This is a genomic window from Halobacterium hubeiense (assembly GCF_001488575.1).
Lineage (GTDB): Archaea > Halobacteriota > Halobacteria > Halobacteriales > Halobacteriaceae > Halobacterium > Halobacterium hubeiense.
In genome coordinates this window covers 549,340-568,267 of sequence record NZ_LN831302.1, presented here as the reverse complement: position 1 = coordinate 568,267, position 18,928 = coordinate 549,340, and the positions used below count along the sequence as shown (strand labels likewise).

Sequence of the window (18,928 nt, the reverse complement as noted above, 5' to 3'; positions counted from 1 at the left end):
GAGTGGCGCTCTCGGGACGCGGTTCGACGCCGACGAGAGTGCCGGCTCCTTCTCGGGTAAACGCAAACGCAGCACAGCCGACACGCACGGCTCGCTGCGGGCGTAGCACTCCCGTGCCGGGCCGCCGACGGACGCACGGCCCGCACACCGACGACGCGACACCCAGACCCAGATGGACCACACAACATTCGTGAACGGCGTCTTCCCGGCGATGACGACGCCGTTCACGGCCGACGGCAGCATCGACTTCGACCGACTCCGAGCACACGCGCGACGCCTCGTCGACCGCGGCGTCGACGGCCTCGTGCCCGTTGGTTCGACCGGCGAGAGCGCGACGCTCACCCACGACGAGCACGTCAAGGTCGTGGAGGCAGTCGTCGCCGAGGCCGGCGACGAGGTGCCGATTATCGCGGGCGCGGGCTCGAACTCTACGCACGAGGCGCTGGGGCTCTCCCAGCGCTCCGTGGACGCGGGCGCCGACGCTCTCCTGTTGATTTCACCGTACTACAACAAGCCCGAGCCCGAGGGCATGGAAGCCCACTACCGGGAGATAGCGGACCGCGTGGACGCGCCCCAAATCATCTACAACGTGCCCTCGCGCACCGGCCGCAACATCGCCGTGGAGACCGCCGAGGCGCTCGCGAGCCACGAGAATATCGTCGGCTACAAGGCCGCCAGCGGCGACCTCTCGCGGGTCAGCGAGGTCGTCGAGCGCACCCGCGAGGAGGACTTCGGCGTGCTCTCCGGCGACGACGGCCTGACGCTGCCCGTGCTCTCCGTGGGCGGCACCGGGACCATCAGCGTCACCGCGAACGTCGAGCCCGAGCGCGTCAGCGACCTCGTCTGGTCGGCCCGCGACGGCGACTACGAGACCGCGCGCCGGCGCCACCAGGAGCTGGAGCCGCTGAACCGCGCGCTGTTCGCGGAGACGAACCCGATTCCCGTGAAGGCCGCTCAGGAGATTCTGGGCCACGGTCCCGCGAACTACCGCTCGCCGCTGACCGACGCCACCGAGGAGACGCGCGAGCGGCTCCGTGAGGCGCTGGACGCCCTCGACGAACAGGAGGTGTCCGCATGAGAATCGGGGTCACCGGCGCGACCGGGCGGATGGGGCGCGAGGTCCGCGAGGAGGCCGCCGAGCGCGGCGTCGAGGTGGCGTTCGCGACGACCCGCGACCCCGGCAGCGACCTCGACCCCGCCGGCGAGTTCGCGTCGCTCGTGGAGGCCGAGAATCCTGACGCGGTCGTGGACTTTACCGTGCCGGAGGCGAGCGTGGAGTACGTGACCGCCTGCGCGGCCGCCGGCGTCCCCATCGTCGTCGGCACTACGGGCTTCGACGACGACCAACTGGACGCGCTCCGGGACGCGGGCAGCGACGCGCCCGTCCTGCTCGGCGCGAACTTCTCACGGGGCATCCAGGCCCTCTTGGACGTGGTCGAGCAGGCAGTCGGGTCGCTCCCCGAGTACGATGTCGAGGTCACCGAGACCCACCACAACGGGAAGCGCGACGCCCCCAGCGGCACGGCGAACGTGCTGCTGGACCGGATTGAGGACGAGCGAGACGACTCCGAGCGCGTCCACGGCCGCGTGGGCGACCAGCCCCGCGAAGAGGGCGAAATCGGCGTGCACGCGCGCCGCGCCGGCGACGTCACCGGCGAGCACGAGGCGCTGCTCGCCGGGAACGGCGAAGTGCTGGAGTTGACCCACCGCGCGGGCGACCGGTCGGTGTTCGCGGCGGGCGCGCTCGACACCGCCGCGTGGCTCGCCGACCAGCCTGCGGACTTTTACCGATTCGAGGAGGTTGCTTCCGAACTATGAGTCTGGAATCTGACGTACGAGACCTGTGGCACCGACACGAAGACGGCGACCTGACGGCCGAAACCGCGAGCGCGGACGACGCGGACACGCTCGAAGCGTTCCTCGACGCGCTCGAAGCCGGGGACGTGCGCGCCGCCGAGAAGTCCGGCGGCGAGTGGGAGGCCGTCGAGTGGGTCAAGCGCGGCGTCCTCCTGAACTTCGCACTCCACGAGACCGAGCCCCGCGAGTACGGCGACGTCACTTACCACGACGTGCTCCCGCTGCGGGACACCGACGACCTCTACGACCGCGGCACGCGGAACACGCCCGACGGCACCGTGCTCCGCCGCGGCGCGCACCTCGGCTCGGACTGCATCGTGATGTCCCCGGCGTTCGTGAACATCGGCGCGCACGTCGGCGACGGCACACTCGTGGACTCCTGTGACACCGTCGGCTCCTGTGCGCAAATCGGCGAGGACGTGAAGCTCGGCGCGAACACCCTGATTGGTGGTGTGCTCGAACCCGTCGAGAGCGCGCCCGTCGTCGTCGAGGACGGCGTCTCGCTGGGCGCGGGCTGCCGGGTCACCTCCGGGTTCGTCGTCGGCGAGGACTCCGTGGTCGGCGAGAACACGCTGCTGACGCCGCGCATCCCCGTCTACGACCTCGTCGAGGAGGAGATTCTGTACGGCGAGCTGCCGCCCGAGCGCCGCGCGTTCACGCGCTACGTGGAGTCCAGCGTCGGCGACCACGACCTCTTCGACGGCGGCGCGTTCAAGCCCGCGGTGGTCGCGATGGACCTCGAAGCGGAGACGCTCGACGCCACCCAGCGCGAGGAGGTCCTGCGGTCGTGACGCGCGTCGAGGCCCCCGCCGTGCGGCGGCTCGCGGACTGGTCGGCGAGTGAGCTCCGCGGCCTCGCCGCCGAGTACGGGACGCCGCTGTACGTGCAGGACCTCGACCGCGTACGCGAGAACTACGACCAACTCGCGGCCGCGTTCCCGGACGCCGATATCCACTACGCCGTGAAGGCCAACGCCGGCCGCGCGGTCCTCGACGCGCTCCGCGAGGCCGGTGCGGGCGCGGAGTGCGCGTCCGCCGGCGAGGTGTACCGCGCGCTCGACGCCGGCTACGAGCCCGGCGAAATTCACTACACGGCCGTCAATCCTCCCGCCCGCGACCTCGACTACGTGCTGGACGAAGCGGCCGACGCGACGTTCGTCGTGGGCGCCCGCGACACCATCGACCGCCTCGAAGAGCGCGGCTTCGACGGCCGGCTCGCGGTCCGCGTCCATCCCGGCGTCGGCGCCGGCCACAGCGACGAGGTGGCGACCGGCGCCGACGCCAAGTTCGGCATACCCCACGACCGCGCGGCGGACGCGCTCCGAAAGGCTGACGCTCGCGGCTTCGACGTGGTCGGGATCCACGCCCACGTCGGCAGCGGGATGCTCTCCGAGGGCGACGTGGACGCCCACCGCGAGGTCGTCGAACGGCTCGCTGCGGTCGCCCGTGAGGCGCCCGTCGATTTGGAGTTCGTGGACGTCGGCGGCGGCTTCGGCGTCCCGTACCGCCCCGAGGAGGAGCCGCTGGACCTCGACGCGGTGGCGGACGCGACCCGGGACGCGCTCGCTGACGTGGACGCCGAACTGGTCGTCGAACCCGGGCGCTTCCTCGTCGCGGACGCCGGCGTCCTCCTCACCGAAGTGAACACGGTCAAGCGTACCGACGGCCCGACGCTCACCGGCGTCGACGCCGGTATGACGACCCTACTGCGGCCCGCGCTCTACGACGCCCACCACGAGGTGCGCGCGCTCACCCGCGACGGCCACGACCGCCCGGACCGTACAGTTACGGTGGTCGGGCCCATCTGTGAGAGCACAGACGTACTCGCGGAGCGCCGACAGCTCCCGCGACCGGAGCGCGGCGACCTGCTCGCGGTCGGGAACGCGGGCGCCTACGGCGTCGAGATGGCGTCCCAGTACAACTCCCGGCCGCGGCCCGCCGTCGCCGCCGTCGAGGGCGGCGACCACCGGCTCGCCCGCGAACGCGACTCGCTGGCCGACCTCACCACCCCAGAACGATGATTCCCGTACCTCTACACCGATGATTCCCTACGAACGATACCACGGCACCGGCAACGACTTCGCAATCGTCGACGCGTCGAACTACGTCCCCGACCGCGGGGCGTTCGCCGAGCGGCTCTGCGCCGACCTCGGCATCGACGGCGTCCTCTTCCTCGCGCTGGAGGACCGCTACACGCCGCCGCGCGCGGTGATGACACTGCGCCAGCCCGACGGCTCCACCGCCGACATGTGCGGGAACGGCGCGCGCTGTGCGGCCCGCTGGGTCGCCGAGCAGACCGGCGCGGACGCCGTGATGCTGGACACGCAGGCGGGGACGCGGCGCGCGGACCTCGACGGCGCCGAAGTGACCGTGGAGATGGGCGAGCCGTCGTTCGCGCCCCGCGACGTGCCGGCGTTCCGCGACGAGCCGATGGAGCGCGAGGAACTGGCGGGCTACGAGGTCACCGCCGTGAACACGGGCGTCCCCCACGCGGTCGCGTTCGTGGACGACGTCGACGACGTGGACATCGAGGCGGACGCGCCCGAGATTCGCCACCACGAGGCGTTCCCCGAGGGCGCGAACGTCACGTTCGCGTCCCCGGACGGCGAGGACGCGTTCCGCCAGCGCACGTTCGAGCGCGGCGTCGAGGGCGAGACGGACTCCTGTGGAACGGGCGCGGTCGCGGTCGCCGCCGTCGCGCGCCGCGAGGGTCGCTGCGGGGACCGCGTGGCGGTCCGGCCGCCGGGCGGCGAACTCCGCGTCGACCTCTCGGGCACCACCGCGACGCTGCGCGGCCCGACCGAGCACGAGCTCGACGGGGAAGCCGAGACCGTCTCCGCGCGCCAGCTCGATGCCTGACTCGTTCTCCGTTCTGGAGTTCCACGAGCGCGCCGTCCGCACGCCCTCCCACGAGGACGTCACGGAGATGCGCGAGCTGCTCGTCGAGACGCTTCGCGAGCACGGCGCAGACCCCGAGGTGGACGACGCCGGGAACGTCCTCGCCTCGAAGGGGACTGGACGACCCCACTACGTCCTAAACACGCACATCGACACCGTGCCGCCGCACGTCGAGTTCTCGCGGGACGGCGACACGGTCGAGGGGCGGGGCGCCTGCGACGCGAAGGGGCCGCTGGCGGCGCTGCTCGCGGCGTTCTTCGCGGGGGACGCCGACGACGGGACGGTGACGCTGGCAGTGACACCCGACGAAGAGACGGACTCGACGGGCGCGGCCGCGCTCGACCTCGACGCGGACGGCTTCATCGTCGGCGAGCCGACGGACCTCGACGCGTGCACGAGCGCCCGCGGTCGGTTCCAGGGAACGGTCGAACTCGCGGGCGAGGGCGCGCACGCCGCCGAACCCGAGACGGGCGCGAACGCGGTCGCCGCGGCCGAGCAGGCGCTCGAAGCAGTCCGGACGTACGACGCGTCCCGGGGCGCCGCCGAGCACCCCGAACTCGGGCCGCCGACGCTCACGCCCACGCGCATCGCAGGCGGGGACGCCGCGAACCGCGTGCCCGACGAGTGCGCAATCACGTTCGACCGCCGGACCGTCCCGCCGGAGACGCAGACGGAGTTCTTCGACGGCTTCGCGGCGCACGTCCGGGACGCGGTCCCCGAGCACGTCGGCGTCGCGGTCGAACCGGCCGAGCGGGAGACGCCGTTCCTCGAAGCGTTCGACACGCCCGACGACAGCGCCGTCGTCGAAGCGCTCGTCGATGTGGGCGCCGGCAGTCCGCGGCCGTTCGGCGCCGCTACGGAAGCCTCTTACTTCGCGGCCGACGCGCCGACGGTCGTCTTCGGGCCGGGCGTGCTCGCCGACGACGACGGACCGGTCGCGCACGCCCAGCGCGAGTACGTGCGGCGCTCGGACGTCGAGCGCGCCGCCGAAATCGTCACGGGCGCGCTGGACGCGCTGGTCTAACCGAAGAAGACGTCCGCGAGGTCGGTGCCGCGGGAGGCGACGTCCGCGTACAGTTCGGTGTACCCGCAGGACGTGCAGGTCACCGTCTGGAAGTTGTTCGTCTGGATGTCGAACAGCTTGGAGAGCCCGGAGCCGGTCGCCGAGATGGAGCCGACGTCGACTTCGTCGTGTCCGCACTTCGGGCAGCCGTCGTGGTCGTCTGGAGTCGGGGACATGCGTGGCGCTGGGGAGCGCCGCGGCATAAGCTTTCAGGAATCCGGAACGTCTCAGGCGTCTCGTGCGACGTCGCCGGCGACGCCGGTGTACGACGCGGGCGTGAGCGCGAGCAGTTCCTCGCGGACCGACTCCTCGACGTCCAGCTCCGCGAACAGGTCGTGGAAGTCCTCGATGGTGACGCGCTCGCCGCGCGTGAGGTCCTTCACGCGCTCGTAGGCGTCGCCGTGGCCCTCGCGCCGCAGAATCGTCTGGACGGCCTCGCCGATGACTTCGGGGTTTGCTTCGAGGTCCTCGCGCATGACGACCTCGTTGGGCGTGACCTTCGCGAGCCCGTTCTGGAGCTTCGAGTACGCGAGCAGACAGTACGCCAGCGACGCGCCGACGTTGCGTTTCACGGTCGAATCGGAGAGGTCGCGCTGGAGGCGGCTGGTCGCGAGGTACTCCGAGAGGAAGTCGAGGTCGCTGTTGGCCTTCGAGAGGTTGCCCTCGGCGTTCTCGAAGTCGATGGGGTTGACCTTGTGCGGCATCGTCGAGGAGCCGGTCTCGGACTTGGCAGCCTCCTGCCCGAGGTAGCGCTGGGAGACGTACAGCCAGACGTCACGCGAGAGGTCGATGAGGGCGCCGTTGACGCCCGTGAGCGCGTCGAACAGCGCGCCGAGGTCGTCGCTGGGGTTCACCTGCGTGGTGGGTTCGACGTACGCCAGTCCCAGTCCCTCCACGAACTCCCGGGAGAACGCGCGCCAGTCGATCTCGGGGAACGCGGCGTGGTGGGCGGCCCACGTGCCGGACGCGCCCGCGAGCTTCCCCGCGAGGTCGTCGCTGGCGTCCTCGACGCGCGCGATTGCGCGGCCGAGGCGGGCGGCGTAGACGGCCATCTCCTTGCCGAACGTCGTCGGCGTCGCGGGCTGGCCGTGGGTGCGCGCGAGCATCGGGAGGTCGGCGTAGTCGTAGGCGAACTCCACGAGCGCGTCCCGGACCTCGCGGAGTTCCGGCACGAGTACGTCCTCGACCGCTGGCTTGACGAGCAGGCGGTGCGCGAGGTTGTTGACGTCCTCGCTGGTGAGCGCGAAGTGAATCCACGGGTGCGCGCGCTCCGGGGCGTGCTCGCGGACGAAGTACTCGACGGCCTTCACGTCGTGGTTGGTGGCGTCGTAGCCCCGCGCGCCCTCCGTCTCGATTGCCTTCACGAGCGCCGCGTCCTCGTCGCCGAACTCCTCGTAGGCCGCGCGTAGGGTTTCGCGCTCCTCGTCGGTGAAATCGAGGTCGACTTCGTCGAGATCCGCGAGCGCGAGCAGGTACTCGACTTCGACGCGGACGCGAGCGCCCATTAGCGCCGCCTCGCTGGCGTACTCGCGGAGCGGTTCGGTGCGGCCCGCGTACCGGCCGTCCAGCGGCGTCACGGCGTGAAGGGCGTGGGTGTCGGTCATGCCTCGGAGTGGCCGCGCTCGCGGCAAAAGCCTGCCGGTCGAGCGAACCACGAGCGTGCATACACTCGCGGCAATACCGGCAGTAGTCACACATTTCTATGCCAGTTCGTGCATACTTTCCGGGCGCGAACCGCAACCACTTTGCCCGCGGGCGCCGGTCGATGGGACATGACGAACGTAGCCGGTCTGGCCAGCAACCGCGGCCGAAACCTCCTGCACATCGACGACCTGCGGCCCGGCGGCGCCGACCTCGCCGTCGTGCTCGCGGACGACCCGGACGCGCCCATCCTCGACGCGGCCGAGGCGCGGGGCATTCCCACGGAAGTCGTCGAACACCGAGAGAACGAGTCCCGGCGCGACCACGAACAGCGCGTCGTGGACGCCCTCGCCGACTACGACGTGGACCTCGTCTGCCTCGACGGCTACATGCGCGTGCTCTCGGAGGTGTTCCTCGACGCGACGCCGCTCACGCTGAACGTCCACCCGAGCCTCCTGCCGTCGTTCCCCGGCGCTGACGCCCACGAGCAAGTGCTGGACGCCGACGTCTCCGTGACGGGCTGTACGGTCCACGTCGTCACGAACGCCGTCGCGGAGGACGGCAGCGTCCGCACCGAGGCCGTGGACGCCGGCCCCGTCGTCACGCAGGAGCCGGTGCCCGTCTACGAGGGCGACGACGAGAGCGACCTCAAGGAGCGCGTGCTCTACGACGCGGAGTTCGAGGCGTACCCGCGCGCCGTCCGCTGGGCGGCGAACGGCGACCTCGACGTCACCGACGACGGCGTCACCGTCGAGGCCGACGAGGGCGGCGACTTCCCGGTGCGGCGGTTCGTGAGCAACGACCGCGACAGCGACCTGCGGTACGGCGAGAACCCTCACCAGGACGCCGCGCTCTACCGCGACGACACTTGCGAGGAGGCCAGCGTCGTCCACGCCGACCAGCTCAACGAGGGCGCGAAGGCGCTCTCGTACAACAACTACAACGACGCCGACGCCGCGCTCAACCTCATCAAGGAGTTCGACGAGCCCGCCGCCGCCGTCATCAAGCACACCAACCCCGCGGGCGCCGCGGTCGCTGACACGCTCGCCGAGGCCTACGCCGACGCGCTCGCGACGGACGCCAAGAGCGCGTTCGGCGGCATCGTCGCGCTCAACCGCGAGTGCGACGAGGAGACCGCCGAACTCGTCGCGGACTCGTTCAAGGAGGTCGTCGTCGCGCCCGGCTACACGGACGCCGCGCTGGACGTGCTCACCGCGAAGGACAACCTCCGCGTGCTCGAAACCGGCCCGCTCGGCGAGATCTCGGAGACGCTCACGGAGAAGCCGCTGGTCGGCGGCCGTCTCGTGCAGGAGCGGGACCTCTGGGCGCCCGAGCGCGAGGACCTCGAAGTCGTCACGGAGCGCGAGCCCACGGAGGACGAAATCGAGACGATGCTGTTCGCGTGGCGCGTGCTCAAGCACGTCAAGTCCAACGGCATCCTGTTCGCGGACGGCACGGAGACCGTCGGCCTCGGCGTCGGACAGGTCTCCCGCGTGGACGCCGTCGAACTCGCCGCGAAGAAGGCCGAACGCGACGCCGACGGCAAGAACGCCGAGGGCGCCGTGATGGCCTCCGACGCGTTCTTCCCGTTCCCGGACGGCATCGAAGCCGCCGCGGAGGCGGGCGTCGAAGCCGTCATCCAGCCCGGCGGCTCGGTGAACGACGACGACGTCGTCGAGAAAGCCGACGAGCACGGGATGGCGATGGTGTTCACCGGCCACCGCACGTTCCGCCACGACTGACCCGGCTCGCGGTCGGCGACCGGGTTACTCGGGCCGCCAGTCGAGTTCGAGTTTGATGGTCTCGCGGTCGCCGCGGAACACCGCCTGCTTCTCGACGACGTCCACCTCGAACGTGATACTGTCCGTGGGCCGGAGCGTGATGTCCTTGTTCTCGACGCGGACGGTGAACTCGTCGTCGGAGCGCAGCGACGCCGCGATGCCTTCGAGCCGAGCGGCTACGGCGTCTCTGTCGAGCGTCTCGGCGCTCGTGGTTCGCTGAACCATACCGACGCGTCGCTCCCGCCGCGCTTCGTTATGCGCGTCTTACGCGCTCGCCGGAGGGGGAGAAGGGGCAGTGGAGCGCCAGCGGGCTGACACAGGTGAGGGGGCAGTGATGGGGTGTGGGGTCGGGGACCGGTGGCGCTCCACGAGGACGTGACGGCGGGACGTATCAAGTCGATTGGGGAAACACAAACTGCCGTTTGAGTTACCGCCCTACTCGTAGGCGACGGTCGCGGCGGCGTCGGCGTGGCCGTAGTCGATTGCCACGTCGAACGTCTCGCCGTCGGCGGGCGGCGCGGTGACGTCGAAGGTCAGCGTCTCGGTCGCGCCGGCGGCGACGTCGCGCGCGAACCGGGACGGCGCGCCGGCGGTGCCCTCGACGACGCCGCGGAACGTCACCGCGTCGCCGTCGTTGACGACCTCCAGTTCGGCCGTGAAGCTCGCGCCCGGCGCGACCGAGTCGGGCGCGGTCAGCCCCGTCACCTCGTAGTCGACGCTCTGCGTGATGGCCTCGATGTCGCGGGCGTCCAGCTCCCACGTCGCCGTCGTCTCCTCCGCGTCGAGTTCGACGGTCGCGCCGTACGGCGTGACGTCCGACGGGACGGCGAACGCCGCGTCGAACCGCGAGGGGCCGCCGCCGATGGGGAACAGCGGGTCGCCGAACTCGTGGTCGCCGTTGAGCGTGAGCGTGACGTGCTCCGAGACGAACGAGCGGTAGTCGTCGATGCCGTCGGGCGCGAACTTCACGGTGACGTAGCGGCCGTCGGCCTCCGAGTGGACCTGGTTGTCGCCCTCGCCGCGCGTCGCGACGAACGCGGCCGCGCCGACGTCGGCGACCGACAGCGACCCGCCGTCCGCGAGGGAGACGGAGTCGCCGACCGAAAGCGTCCCCGCGTCGGTCGTCGTGTCTGTCGCCGCGGCGTCGTCGCTCGTACTGGGCGCGCCGAGACAGCCGGCGAGTCCCAGCGGGGCGCCGGCCGCGATACCTGCGATGAACTGTCGTCGCTGCATGTCCGCGTTTTCCCCCGCACGGGAAAGTGGGTTGCGTTAGGACAAAGCCGCGTTTCACGAAACCCGGTGCCGTCCCCCAAATTCTGTGCGACTGACAGGGGTCGCGGCGGCGCGCGTGCGCGTCCGACAGCCTAAAGCGGGGCGCAGCGCTCGGAACTGGTATGCGATACGACGAGGCGGCGAACTTCCTGCTGGACCTCCGCCGCTACCGGCCCAAGCCCGGGACGGACTCGACGGCGGACCTGCTGGCCGCGCTCGGCGACCCCCACGAGGGCCCGCGGTACGTGCAGGTCGCGGGGTCGAACGGGAAGGGTTCGACCGCGCGCCTGCTCGAATCCGTGCTCCGGGAGGCCGGACTCACCGTCGGCCTGTACACGTCCCCGCACCTCGACGACGTGCGCGAGCGCGTCACCGTGGACGGCCGCCGGCTGTCGGAGGCGGCGCTGACGGAGTTCGTCGAGGCGGTTCGGCCGCACGTCAACGAGCGCGCCGCCGACGGGGACGCGCCGACGTTCTTCGAGGTGGTGACGGCGATGGCGCTGTGGCAGTTCGGCCGCGAGGACGTCGACGTCGCGGTGCTGGAAGTCGGCATCGGCGGGCGCTACGACGCCACGAGCGTCGTGGACCCGGCCGCGAGCGCGGTGACGTCGGTGAGCCTCGAACACACGAGCGTCCTCGGGGACACCGTCGAGGAAATCGCCCGCGACAAGGCCCACGTCGCGCCCGAATCGAACCCGCTGGTGACGGCGACCACGGGCGACGCGCTCGAAGCGGTGCGGGACCACGCGGGCGACGTGGTGACCGTCGGCGGCGATGGAGACGTGCGCGCGACCTACGAGGGGCGCACGAACCACACCGAGAGCGCCGTCTCGCTGGCCGGCTCGGACTGGGCCGTGGACGCCCAGATTCCGTTGCTCGGCTCGTTCCAGGCGGAGAACGCGGGCGTCGCGGCGACGCTCGCGCGACAGGTCGCGGACGTGGACGAGGCCACGCTCGAACGCGGCCTGCGGAAGGCGTACTGGCCGGGGCGCTTCGAGGTGATGAGCGCGGACCCGGTGACGGTGCTGGACGGCGCGCACAATCCGGCGGCCTGCGAGGCGCTGGCGGGGACGCTGGCGGAGTTCGACTACGAGAACCTCCACTGCGTGTTCGGCGCGATGCACGACAAGGACCACCGCGGGATGGCCGACGCGCTGCCGACGCCCGACCGCGTGTGGGCGTGCGAACCCGACTCCGAGCGCGCCGAGGACGCGGACGTGCTCGCGACGGTGTTCGACGAGGCGGGCGCGGACGCGACGGTCACGCGCTCGGTCGAAGCAGCCCTCGACGACGCGCTCGACGCCGCCGGCGAGGACGACCTCGTGCTCGTCACGGGGTCGCTGTTCGCGGTCGCGGAAGCGCGCAAGCGCTGGACGCGCACGAACGTCCAGACGGACGTGGACAGTCTGGACGACTCCCGGGACGCGCTGGAGGGCGCGCACGTCACGCCGCCGGGCGTCTGGCGGATGCGCGCGAAGGGCGTCCACCGCGTCGTCCGGACGCGCGTCCAGAAACGGCAGGCCCAGTACCTCAAAGAGGAAATGTTGAGCCTCGGTGGGGAGTGCTCTCTGTCCGGATTGAACGCCCAGCCGCGGGGGTACCTCGACGCCGTGCTGATGGGGACGCTCGCGCAGTTCAAGCGCCTCGCCGAGAAGCTCGACGGCCAGCCCTACGGGCTCTCCGTGTACGCCGATGAACTCCGGGAGACGCTGGGCATCCAGACCGAGCCCGTCGAGCACGGCTACCCGTGGGAGGACGGCACCGCCGTCATGGGCATCCTGAACGTCACGCCGGACAGCTTCCACGACGGCGGCGAGTACGAGGCAGTCGAGGACGCCGTCGCGCGCGCCGAGGAGATGGTCGAAGCGGGCGCGGACATCATCGACGTGGGCGGCGAGTCCACGCGACCCGGAGCCGAGCCCGTCCCGCTCGAAGAGGAACTGGACCGCGTCGTCCCCGTCGTCGAGCGCATCAGCGACCTCGACGCCATGATTTCCGTGGACACGCGCAAGGCCGAGGTCGGCCGGCAGGCCCTCGAAGCGGGCGCGGACATCCTCAACGACGTGACCGGCTTGGAGGATCCCGAGATGCGATTCGTCGCCGCCGAGTACGGCGCGCCGCTCGTGGTGATGCACTCCATCAACGCGCCCGTCGAACCCGGCGAGGACGTCCACTACGACGACGTCGTGGACGACGTCATCGACGAGCTCACCGAGCGCGTGCTGCTCGCGGAGAAGGCGGGCCTCCCGCGGGAGAAAATCGTCGTTGACCCGGGACTGGGCTTCGGGAAGTCCGCCGCGGAGAGCTTCGAGGTGCTGGACCGCACCGACGAGTTCCACGCGCTCGGCTGCCCCGTGCTCATCGGGCACAGCCACAAGTCGATGTTCGGCGCCGCCGACTCGTACCCCGACGATGGCGGCTACGCGACGGTCGCGGGCACGGCGCTGGCGGCCGAACGCGGCGCCGACATCGTGCGCGTCCACGACGTCGAGGAGAACGTCGCCGCCGTGAAGGTCGCCGAACGGACGCGCCGCGGCACGGACGACGAGTAGCGCTCAGAGGAAGTCGACGTCGAGTTCGTCTCGGATGCCGTCGACGTCGAAGTCCCGGTCGGCGACGGCGAGTCGCTCGTCGAGCGCACGCGCGGCGCCGGCGACGAACGCGTCTCTGGCAGCGAGCGGCGACCCGTCGGCTGCGACGGCGTCCTGTAGTTCCGCGGCGGCGCGAGCGAACTCGCGCGTCTCGTCGACGACCACCAGCCACTCGAGCGCGGCGTCGACGGCGTCGAAGTCCGTCGGCCCGGTTTTGAACACCTCGCCCTGGTAGACCTCGTAGAGCACGAGCGGCGGCGCGAGCGCGCGGTCGCCGTGGTGGTCGCGGACGTACTCGACGGCGTCCTTCCGTCCGTCGAGGTAGTCGATGAGGACGCTGCTGTCGTACAGGGTCATCGCGTGCCGACGTCCTCTTTCATCTCCTCCCGTGCCGCACGCGCTCCCTCGGCGGCATCGGTGCCCGACCACAGGCCAGCGCCGGCGTCGATGGTCTCTCGGCGCTCGCGGAGCAGCCGCGAGAGGAGCTCGTCGAAGGACTCGTCGTCGCCCTTCAGTGCCGCGAGCGCCGCGTGCGTCTCCTCGTCGACGCGGATGCTCTTGCTCATACGCCACCGTATACGCCGCTGTATACATAGTCGTTTCCCGAGCTTCGGCGCTCGAAGGCGTAGAATCGACGGCCCGACCGGTTCGCCGCTCAGAGCAAGCCCGCCTGTTCCTGCGCTCGCCGGTAGGCGTCGAGGTACGCGTCGAGGAAGTGGTCGTGGTCGTACTTCGCGAACGTCTCGTCGACGTCCTTGCGTTCGAGGTCGCCAGCGCGCACCAGACACTCCGTAATCTCCTCGTCGTTGGTCGCGCGGAACCCCCGGTCGTAGGTCTCGACGAGCTCGTGGGCGCTGGACTCGGCGTGGTACTCGACGATGCCGACGCAGCCGCAGGCGAGCGCGCGAAGCAAATCGAGGCCGAAGGAGGTGCGTTCGGCCGTGTGGACGTAGACGTGGGCGTCCTTGAACAGCCGCACGCGCTCCTCGACGCTCTTCTCGCCGACGAACTCCACGCGGTCGTCGATGCGGAGGTCCCGTGCCTGCCGCTCGTAGCCCGCGCGAGCCGGGCCGTCGCCGACGACGGTGCAGTTCCAGCCGTACTCGCGGAACTCCGCCAGCGCGAGGAACAGCGATTCGAGGTTGGCGTCCTCGTCGAGGCGGCGGCTGAACACGATGTCGCCGGCGTCGGCGGGCTCGACGCTCCGAATCCCGTGCATGTCGATGCCGGTGGGGACGACTTCGACGTCGTCGCCGCTCGCGCCGCACTCGCGGGCGCTCGTCTTCACCGTCCGGGACGGCGTGACGACCGTGCTCGGTTTCCGCGCGGCGTAGCGGTACGCGCGGCCGCGCAGGCCGTCGGTGGCGTCGTGGGGGTCGTACCAGTCCACGAGTAGCGGCGCGCCCGCCAGCAGCGCGCCCCAGCGCGCGCCGTAGACGTGGCCGGGCGTCCGACTCGTGGCGTGGACGACGTCCGGGTCGAGGTCGCGGAGGGTGGCGGCCGCCTTCGGCGAGAACCAGCGCCGGCCGCGCTCGGCAGTGACGGCGTGGTACGTCAGGTCCTCGTGCTCGAACGTGTCCGGGTGTCCCTCCCACCACTGCGCACAGCAGACGTGGACGTCGTGGCCGCGCGCCGCGAGCAGGTCCGCGAGCAGGCGCAGGCGGTCGACGTCGTCCGCATCGACGTGGTGGGCGGTCGTCTCCGAGACGAACGCCACGCGCATACTCGCCGGGACGCGGTACGCCGGTAAAAACGGTTCTGTTCCCTACTGGCGCGCGCTCCCGAGCGCGTCGTCGAGGGCGGCCGTCGCCGCTTCGACGTCGCCGACGTCCCCGCGGTCGCAGCGGACGTCGACGCGCCACCACGCCGCCGACCGCAGGACGAGCGCGTCCGCGGTCGCGTCGTACCCCGAGAACGCCGACCACGGTCGGAACCGCCGCTGGTGGGGGCGTTCGACGACGAGGCCGGCGTCGGTCGCGCGGAGCGTCCGCGGCGCGGTCGTCAGGGAGGCCAGCGGCACGGCGAACAGCGCGAGGAGGTAGGCGGTGCCGGCGTCCTCGACGCCGAACAGGGCTTCCGCGCCGACGCCGCCCGCGCCGGCGACGAAGGAGACGAGGACGACCGCAATCGCGGCCTGCCGCCACCGCTTCGGCCAGCGCGCCTCCCACGCCGCGAGTTCGACGGCGTCCCGAGTGGTCCAGTCCGCGTACCGGGTGTGGCTCATCGCGACGACCGCAAGTCCGAGCAGGCCGCCGCCGGCCGTCGCGAGCATCGCGAACACCGCCGCGACGGACGGCACTTCGACGCCGACCGCCTCCGCGCCGGCGACGCCCGCGACCCACGCGAACGGCGCGACGGCGAACAGCCAGACCGCCGTCCGGCCGCCGAGTCGCACGCCGAGCCCGGGCGCCCGAGCGGCCGCCCAGCCGACCGCGGTCGCGAGCCCCGTCACGGCGACGAGCAGCGCGACGTAGAGCGCGCCGGCGCCGCGCAGCCACGGAGAGACCGCGAGCACGGCGGCCGGGCCGCCGACCACGCCGGCGTAGAGGCCGACGACGAAGGCGTACGTCGTGTCAGGGTGTTCGGACTCACCGGTCGGTTCGGTCACGGGCGGACGTGTAGCGCCGATGAGCATAAAACGGGCGGCGGGTTCGCCCGCGCTGCGTCCCGGTTCCGCGACCAGAAGCGCTATCGCCGGCCCGAGCGGAGGTCGTGGCATGGCCTACGACATCGAGCGCTACCTCAACGTGCGGAGCGCGGGCGGCCCGACGTTCGGGCCGGCCGGGGAGTTGGCGTTCACGCTGGACGTCACGGGGTCGAATCAGGTGTGGCGCGTGGACGCGCCGGAGGCGTGGCCCGACCAGTTGACGTTCCACGACGAGCGCGTGGCGCACGCGTCGTTCTCGCCGACCCGCGACGAACTCGTCTACGCGAAGGACGCGGGCGGCGACGAGTTCTGGCAGCTCCACCGGCTCGCCGCGGACGGCAGCGAGGACGTGGCGCTCACCGACGACCCGGACGCGAAACACCACTTCGGCGGCTGGAGCCACGACGGCGACCGCATCGCGTACGCCGCGAACCGCCGCGAGCAGGGCGTCTTCGACGTCTACGTGCAGGGCCGCGAGGAGACCGGCGCGGACGCCGAGTTGCTCGTGGAGGGTGACGACTACGACATGCTCGCGGCGGCGGGCTGGAGTCCGAGCGACGACCGGCTGTTGCTCCACGAGAGTCACTCGAACTTCGACGCCGACCTCCACGTGGTCGACGTCGCCTCCGGCGAGGTCACGCACGCGACGCCGTTCGAGGAGGACGTGCAGTTCTCCTCGGTGGCGTGGACGGCGGACGGCGACGGCGTCTACGTCTGCACGAACCGCGGCGCGGACACCCACTACCTCGGCCTGCTCGACCCCGAGACCGGCGACATCGAGGAAGTCGAGCGCGGCGGCGACTGGCCGCTTGAGTCCGTCGCGGTCCACCACGACTCCGGGCGGCTCGCGTACGTCCGGAACGTCGACGGCTACAGCGAACTCACGCTCGCAGACAGCGACGGCGCGACCCTCGACGAACACCCCGATCCCGACCTCCTCGACGGCGTGGTGTTCGGGCTGAGCTTCGACAGCGACGGCGAGCGCGTCGCGGTGTCGGCGTCCTCGCCGACAGAGAACGGGAACGTCTACGTCGTGGACGTCGAAACCGGCGACAGCCGGCGCTGGACCGACGCCGCCACCGCGGGCATCCCGAAGGAGACGTTCCGCGAGCCCGAGCTAATCCACTACGAGAGCTTCGACGGGCTCGAAATTCCGGCGTTCCTCACGCTCCCGGACGGCGACGGCCCCCACCCCGTCGTCGTGGACTTCCACGGCGGCCCCGAGGCCCAGCGCCGCCCGTGGTTCACGGCGCTGCGCCAGTACTTCGCGGACAACGGCTACGCCGTCTTCGAGCCGAACGTCCGCGGCTCCTCCGGGTACGGCACCGAGTACATGAACCTCGACAACGTCCGCAACCGGATGGACTCCGTGAAGGACGGGAAGGCGGGCGTCGAGTGGCTGGCCGCCCGCGACGACGTCGACGAGGACCGCGTGGTCGCGTACGGCGGCTCCTACGGCGGCTTCATGGTGCTGGCGTCGCTCACCGAGTACCCCGACCTGTGGGCGGCCGGCGTGGACGTCGTCGGCATCGCGAACTTCGTGACGTTCCTCGAAAACACGGGCGACTGGCGCCGCGAGCACCGCGAGGCCGAGTACGGCAGCCTCGCCGACGACCGCGAGTTCCTTGAAGCCATCAGCCCCGTCAACAACGCCGACCGCATCCGCGCGCCGCTGCTCGTGCTGCACGGCGCCAACGACCCCCGCGTCCCCGTCGAGGAAGCCGAGCAAATCGTCGAGCAGGCCGGCGAGCACGTCCCCACGGAGAAACTCGTCTTCGAGGACGAGGGGCACGGCTTCACGAAGCTGGAGAACAAGCTCACGGCGTACCGCGCGGTCGTGGACTTCCTCGACGAACACGTCTAACTACTTCCGTCTCCGGCGAGAGCGCCGCGTATGGAAGTCGACCTGACGAACCCGTGGGTGTTCGGCGCGCTCGTCGTCGCGCTGTGGGTGGCGGTGTTCGTGGCGGCGGAACTGCTCGTCCTCGACGGCGACGTCGCCGGCGCGGCCGTCCGCGGGCTCGCCGGCGGGCTCGCGTTCGCCGTCGTGTACGCGTACGTGCAGCGCCAGCGGGCGTGACCCGCGACAACTGTTAGTAGGAGCCCGAGCTACCGCCACGTGATGCACGCTGCCGTGGTCCTCGCCCTCCCCGTCCTCGCGTACGCGGCGAGCCGACTGGCCGGCGCCGCCGCCGTCCGCGCGGCAGACCGCGTGACCGCGGCGTCGTGGGTGCGGCGCGCGAACCGCCTCCTGCAGGCCGCCGCCGCGCTCGTCGGCCTGTTCGTGTTCACCGACTCCGAGTTCGCGGACGCGCTCGCCGCCGCGCTGCCCGCGCCCGACGCCGCCAGCGCGTTCGGCGTGCTCGCCGCGACCGTGCTGGTCGGCGGCGTTCTGCCCGCGCTCGCGGTCCACCTCGGCACGCGGCCCGCGTGGGCGGCCGTCACCGGCAACGCGACCGACTACGCCGCGACCGTCCGGCGGTTCCTCGCGTTCGCCGCGGTCCTCGTCGCGCCCGCGCTGTTCGTCGTCGGCGCGTGGCTGGCCGCCCCCAGCGGGACCGCGAGCCTCCTCGCCGTCGTCGGCGCCGCCGCGGTCGTCGCCGTCGCGCTTCCGTCGCTGGCCGCGCGCTTCGGTCCCGTCAGGGAGCCGACCGCCGCCGAAGCCGCCGTCGTGCCCGCGTGCGCCGACGGCCTGCGCGTGCGCGTCGTCGAGACCGGCAACCATCCGGTCGCGAACGCCGTCGCCGCGGGCGTGCTGCCCGGCGCCCGGTACGTGTTCGTGACGGACGCGCTGTTCCACACGCTCGACGCCGACGCCACGACCGCCGTCCTCGCCCACGAGGTTGCCCACCACCGCCGCGGTCACGTCCTCGCGCGCTTCCTCGCGACCGGGGTCGCGCTCGCTCCAATCTTCCTCGCCGCGAACGGCGTCGTCGAGGCGTTCGTCCCCGCAATCGCGCTCTCGGCCGCGTTGCTGCTCGCGGTCGGCCCGCTGGTTCGGTGGACGGAGTTCGACGCGGACGCCTACGCCGCCGCCCGCGTCGGGGACGCCGCCATGGAGCGCGCGCTCGCCACGCTCGCCGACCGCGGCCTCGTCCCCACGGAGCGCTCGCGGCTCGCCCGCCTGTTCTCGTTCCACCCCGCGGTCGGCCGGCGCCGCGGCCGGCTCCGGTGACCCA

The 18,928-nt window shown here is 71.7% G+C and carries 19 protein-coding genes; 11 read left to right on the top strand and 8 right to left on the bottom strand.

Annotated features, from left to right (window positions below; genetic code table 11):
• The first annotated feature begins 172 nt into the window (after positions 1-172).
• From dapA to HHUB_RS02775, 6 genes are read left to right on the top strand one after another with little or no spacing between them, the layout of a single operon-like run.
• Positions 173-1,078: a 4-hydroxy-tetrahydrodipicolinate synthase gene (gene dapA / locus HHUB_RS02800; protein WP_059056034.1), complete on the top strand. Its 906-nt coding sequence runs from the start codon at positions 173-175 to the stop codon at positions 1,076-1,078.
• On the top strand, positions 1,075-1,818 hold the full coding sequence (gene dapB, locus HHUB_RS02795) for a 4-hydroxy-tetrahydrodipicolinate reductase (RefSeq protein WP_059056032.1): 744 nt from the start codon (positions 1,075-1,077) through the stop codon (positions 1,816-1,818). Before dapA ends, dapB begins: the two co-directional genes overlap by 4 nt.
• The gene (locus tag HHUB_RS02790; RefSeq protein ID WP_059056030.1) at positions 1,815-2,648 is read left to right on the top strand and encodes a 2,3,4,5-tetrahydropyridine-2,6-dicarboxylate N-succinyltransferase; all 834 of its coding nucleotides are present in this window, start codon (positions 1,815-1,817) and stop codon (positions 2,646-2,648) included. The genes dapB and HHUB_RS02790 overlap by 4 nt, the downstream gene beginning before the upstream one ends.
• The gene (lysA, locus tag HHUB_RS02785; protein ID WP_059056028.1) at positions 2,645-3,877 is read left to right on the top strand and encodes a diaminopimelate decarboxylase; all 1,233 of its coding nucleotides are present in this window, start codon (positions 2,645-2,647) and stop codon (positions 3,875-3,877) included. Before HHUB_RS02790 ends, lysA begins: the two co-directional genes overlap by 4 nt.
• A 19-nt stretch (positions 3,878-3,896) precedes the next feature.
• Positions 3,897-4,715: a diaminopimelate epimerase gene (gene dapF, locus HHUB_RS02780; protein WP_059056026.1), complete on the top strand. Its 819-nt coding sequence runs from the start codon at positions 3,897-3,899 to the stop codon at positions 4,713-4,715.
• Positions 4,708-5,778 (top strand): M20/M25/M40 family metallo-hydrolase, encoded by a 1,071-nt coding sequence (locus tag HHUB_RS02775; protein ID WP_059056024.1) that lies wholly within the window; start codon positions 4,708-4,710, stop codon positions 5,776-5,778. Before dapF ends, HHUB_RS02775 begins: the two co-directional genes overlap by 8 nt.
• Here HHUB_RS02775 and HHUB_RS02770 read toward each other — a convergent pair.
• Both HHUB_RS02770 and purB read right to left on the bottom strand, forming a co-directional pair.
• Positions 5,775-5,993, bottom strand: coding sequence for a zinc ribbon domain-containing protein (locus HHUB_RS02770; protein WP_059056022.1), 219 nt, complete (start codon positions 5,991-5,993; stop codon positions 5,775-5,777). The two genes, HHUB_RS02775 and HHUB_RS02770, sit on opposite strands and share 4 nt — an antisense overlap.
• A gap of 51 nt (positions 5,994-6,044) precedes the next feature.
• Positions 6,045-7,421, bottom strand: a complete 1,377-nt coding sequence (gene purB, locus HHUB_RS02765; protein ID WP_059056020.1) for an adenylosuccinate lyase — start codon at positions 7,419-7,421, stop codon at positions 6,045-6,047.
• A 168-nt stretch (positions 7,422-7,589) separates the two neighbouring features.
• Between purB and purH the strand changes: the two genes are divergently transcribed.
• Positions 7,590-9,200: a bifunctional phosphoribosylaminoimidazolecarboxamide formyltransferase/IMP cyclohydrolase gene (gene purH, locus HHUB_RS02760; protein ID WP_059056018.1), complete on the top strand. Its 1,611-nt coding sequence runs from the start codon at positions 7,590-7,592 to the stop codon at positions 9,198-9,200.
• 24 nt (positions 9,201-9,224) lie between these two features.
• Here purH and HHUB_RS02755 read toward each other — a convergent pair whose 3' ends face one another.
• On the bottom strand, positions 9,225-9,464 hold the full coding sequence (locus tag HHUB_RS02755) for an amphi-Trp domain-containing protein (protein WP_059056016.1): 240 nt from the start codon (positions 9,462-9,464) through the stop codon (positions 9,225-9,227).
• A 210-nt stretch (positions 9,465-9,674) separates the two neighbouring features.
• Positions 9,675-10,472 (bottom strand): hypothetical protein, encoded by a 798-nt coding sequence (locus tag HHUB_RS02750; protein ID WP_059056014.1) that lies wholly within the window; start codon positions 10,470-10,472, stop codon positions 9,675-9,677.
• A 161-nt stretch (positions 10,473-10,633) separates the two neighbouring features.
• Between HHUB_RS02750 and folP the strand changes: the two genes are divergently transcribed.
• The gene (gene folP, locus HHUB_RS02745; RefSeq protein WP_059056012.1) at positions 10,634-13,063 is read left to right on the top strand and encodes a dihydropteroate synthase; all 2,430 of its coding nucleotides are present in this window, start codon (positions 10,634-10,636) and stop codon (positions 13,061-13,063) included.
• Positions 13,064-13,066: 3 nt separating this feature from the next.
• Here folP and HHUB_RS02740 read toward each other — a convergent pair whose 3' ends face one another.
• From HHUB_RS02740 to HHUB_RS02725, 4 genes are all read right to left on the bottom strand, one after another.
• Positions 13,067-13,459, bottom strand: coding sequence for a PIN domain-containing protein (locus HHUB_RS02740; RefSeq protein WP_059056011.1), 393 nt, complete (start codon positions 13,457-13,459; stop codon positions 13,067-13,069).
• Positions 13,456-13,668, bottom strand: coding sequence for a DUF7557 family protein (locus tag HHUB_RS02735; RefSeq protein WP_059056009.1), 213 nt, complete (start codon positions 13,666-13,668; stop codon positions 13,456-13,458). The genes HHUB_RS02740 and HHUB_RS02735 overlap by 4 nt, the downstream gene beginning before the upstream one ends.
• Positions 13,669-13,757: 89 nt before the next feature.
• The gene (locus tag HHUB_RS02730; RefSeq protein ID WP_059056008.1) at positions 13,758-14,825 is read right to left on the bottom strand and encodes a glycosyltransferase family 4 protein; all 1,068 of its coding nucleotides are present in this window, start codon (positions 14,823-14,825) and stop codon (positions 13,758-13,760) included.
• Positions 14,826-14,867: 42 nt separating this feature from the next.
• Positions 14,868-15,710 (bottom strand): hypothetical protein, encoded by an 843-nt coding sequence (locus tag HHUB_RS02725; protein ID WP_059056006.1) that lies wholly within the window; start codon positions 15,708-15,710, stop codon positions 14,868-14,870.
• Between the two features lie 109 nt (positions 15,711-15,819).
• On the opposite strand from HHUB_RS02725, the gene HHUB_RS02720 reads away from it, so the two are divergent.
• The 3 genes from HHUB_RS02720 to HHUB_RS02710 are packed head-to-tail and all read left to right on the top strand — an operon-like array spanning position 15,820 to position 18,924.
• Positions 15,820-17,613 (top strand): S9 family peptidase, encoded by a 1,794-nt coding sequence (locus HHUB_RS02720; protein WP_059056004.1) that lies wholly within the window; start codon positions 15,820-15,822, stop codon positions 17,611-17,613.
• Between the two features lie 30 nt (positions 17,614-17,643).
• Entirely contained in the window at positions 17,644-17,829 is a 186-nt protein-coding gene (locus tag HHUB_RS02715; RefSeq protein ID WP_059056002.1) for a hypothetical protein, read from the top strand.
• 42 nt (positions 17,830-17,871) lie between these two features.
• On the top strand, positions 17,872-18,924 hold the full coding sequence (locus HHUB_RS02710) for a M48 family metallopeptidase (RefSeq protein ID WP_059056000.1): 1,053 nt from the start codon (positions 17,872-17,874) through the stop codon (positions 18,922-18,924).
• Positions 18,925-18,928: the final 4 nt, after the last annotated feature.

Coding starts and splice junctions, on each gene's coding strand:
- HHUB_RS02750 (WP_059056014.1), bottom strand. CDS start 10,472: ATGCAGCGACGACAGTTCATCGCAGGTATCGCGGCCGGCGCCCCGCTG.
- HHUB_RS02720 (WP_059056004.1), top strand. CDS start 15,820: ATGGCCTACGACATCGAGCGCTACCTCAACGTGCGGAGCGCGGGCGGC.
- dapA (WP_059056034.1), top strand. CDS start 173: ATGGACCACACAACATTCGTGAACGGCGTCTTCCCGGCGATGACGACG.
- purB (WP_059056020.1), bottom strand. CDS start 7,421: ATGACCGACACCCACGCCCTTCACGCCGTGACGCCGCTGGACGGCCGG.
- HHUB_RS02740 (WP_059056011.1), bottom strand. CDS start 13,459: ATGACCCTGTACGACAGCAGCGTCCTCATCGACTACCTCGACGGACGG.
- HHUB_RS02715 (WP_059056002.1), top strand. CDS start 17,644: ATGGAAGTCGACCTGACGAACCCGTGGGTGTTCGGCGCGCTCGTCGTC.
- HHUB_RS02755 (WP_059056016.1), bottom strand. CDS start 9,464: ATGGTTCAGCGAACCACGAGCGCCGAGACGCTCGACAGAGACGCCGTA.
- HHUB_RS02735 (WP_059056009.1), bottom strand. CDS start 13,668: ATGAGCAAGAGCATCCGCGTCGACGAGGAGACGCACGCGGCGCTCGCG.
- HHUB_RS02790 (WP_059056030.1), top strand. CDS start 1,815: ATGAGTCTGGAATCTGACGTACGAGACCTGTGGCACCGACACGAAGAC.
- dapB (WP_059056032.1), top strand. CDS start 1,075: ATGAGAATCGGGGTCACCGGCGCGACCGGGCGGATGGGGCGCGAGGTC.
- folP (WP_059056012.1), top strand. CDS start 10,634: ATGCGATACGACGAGGCGGCGAACTTCCTGCTGGACCTCCGCCGCTAC.
- HHUB_RS02775 (WP_059056024.1), top strand. CDS start 4,708: ATGCCTGACTCGTTCTCCGTTCTGGAGTTCCACGAGCGCGCCGTCCGC.
- HHUB_RS02730 (WP_059056008.1), bottom strand. CDS start 14,825: ATGCGCGTGGCGTTCGTCTCGGAGACGACCGCCCACCACGTCGATGCG.
- HHUB_RS02770 (WP_059056022.1), bottom strand. CDS start 5,993: ATGTCCCCGACTCCAGACGACCACGACGGCTGCCCGAAGTGCGGACAC.
- purH (WP_059056018.1), top strand. CDS start 7,590: ATGACGAACGTAGCCGGTCTGGCCAGCAACCGCGGCCGAAACCTCCTG.
- dapF (WP_059056026.1), top strand. CDS start 3,897: ATGATTCCCTACGAACGATACCACGGCACCGGCAACGACTTCGCAATC.
- HHUB_RS02710 (WP_059056000.1), top strand. CDS start 17,872: ATGCACGCTGCCGTGGTCCTCGCCCTCCCCGTCCTCGCGTACGCGGCG.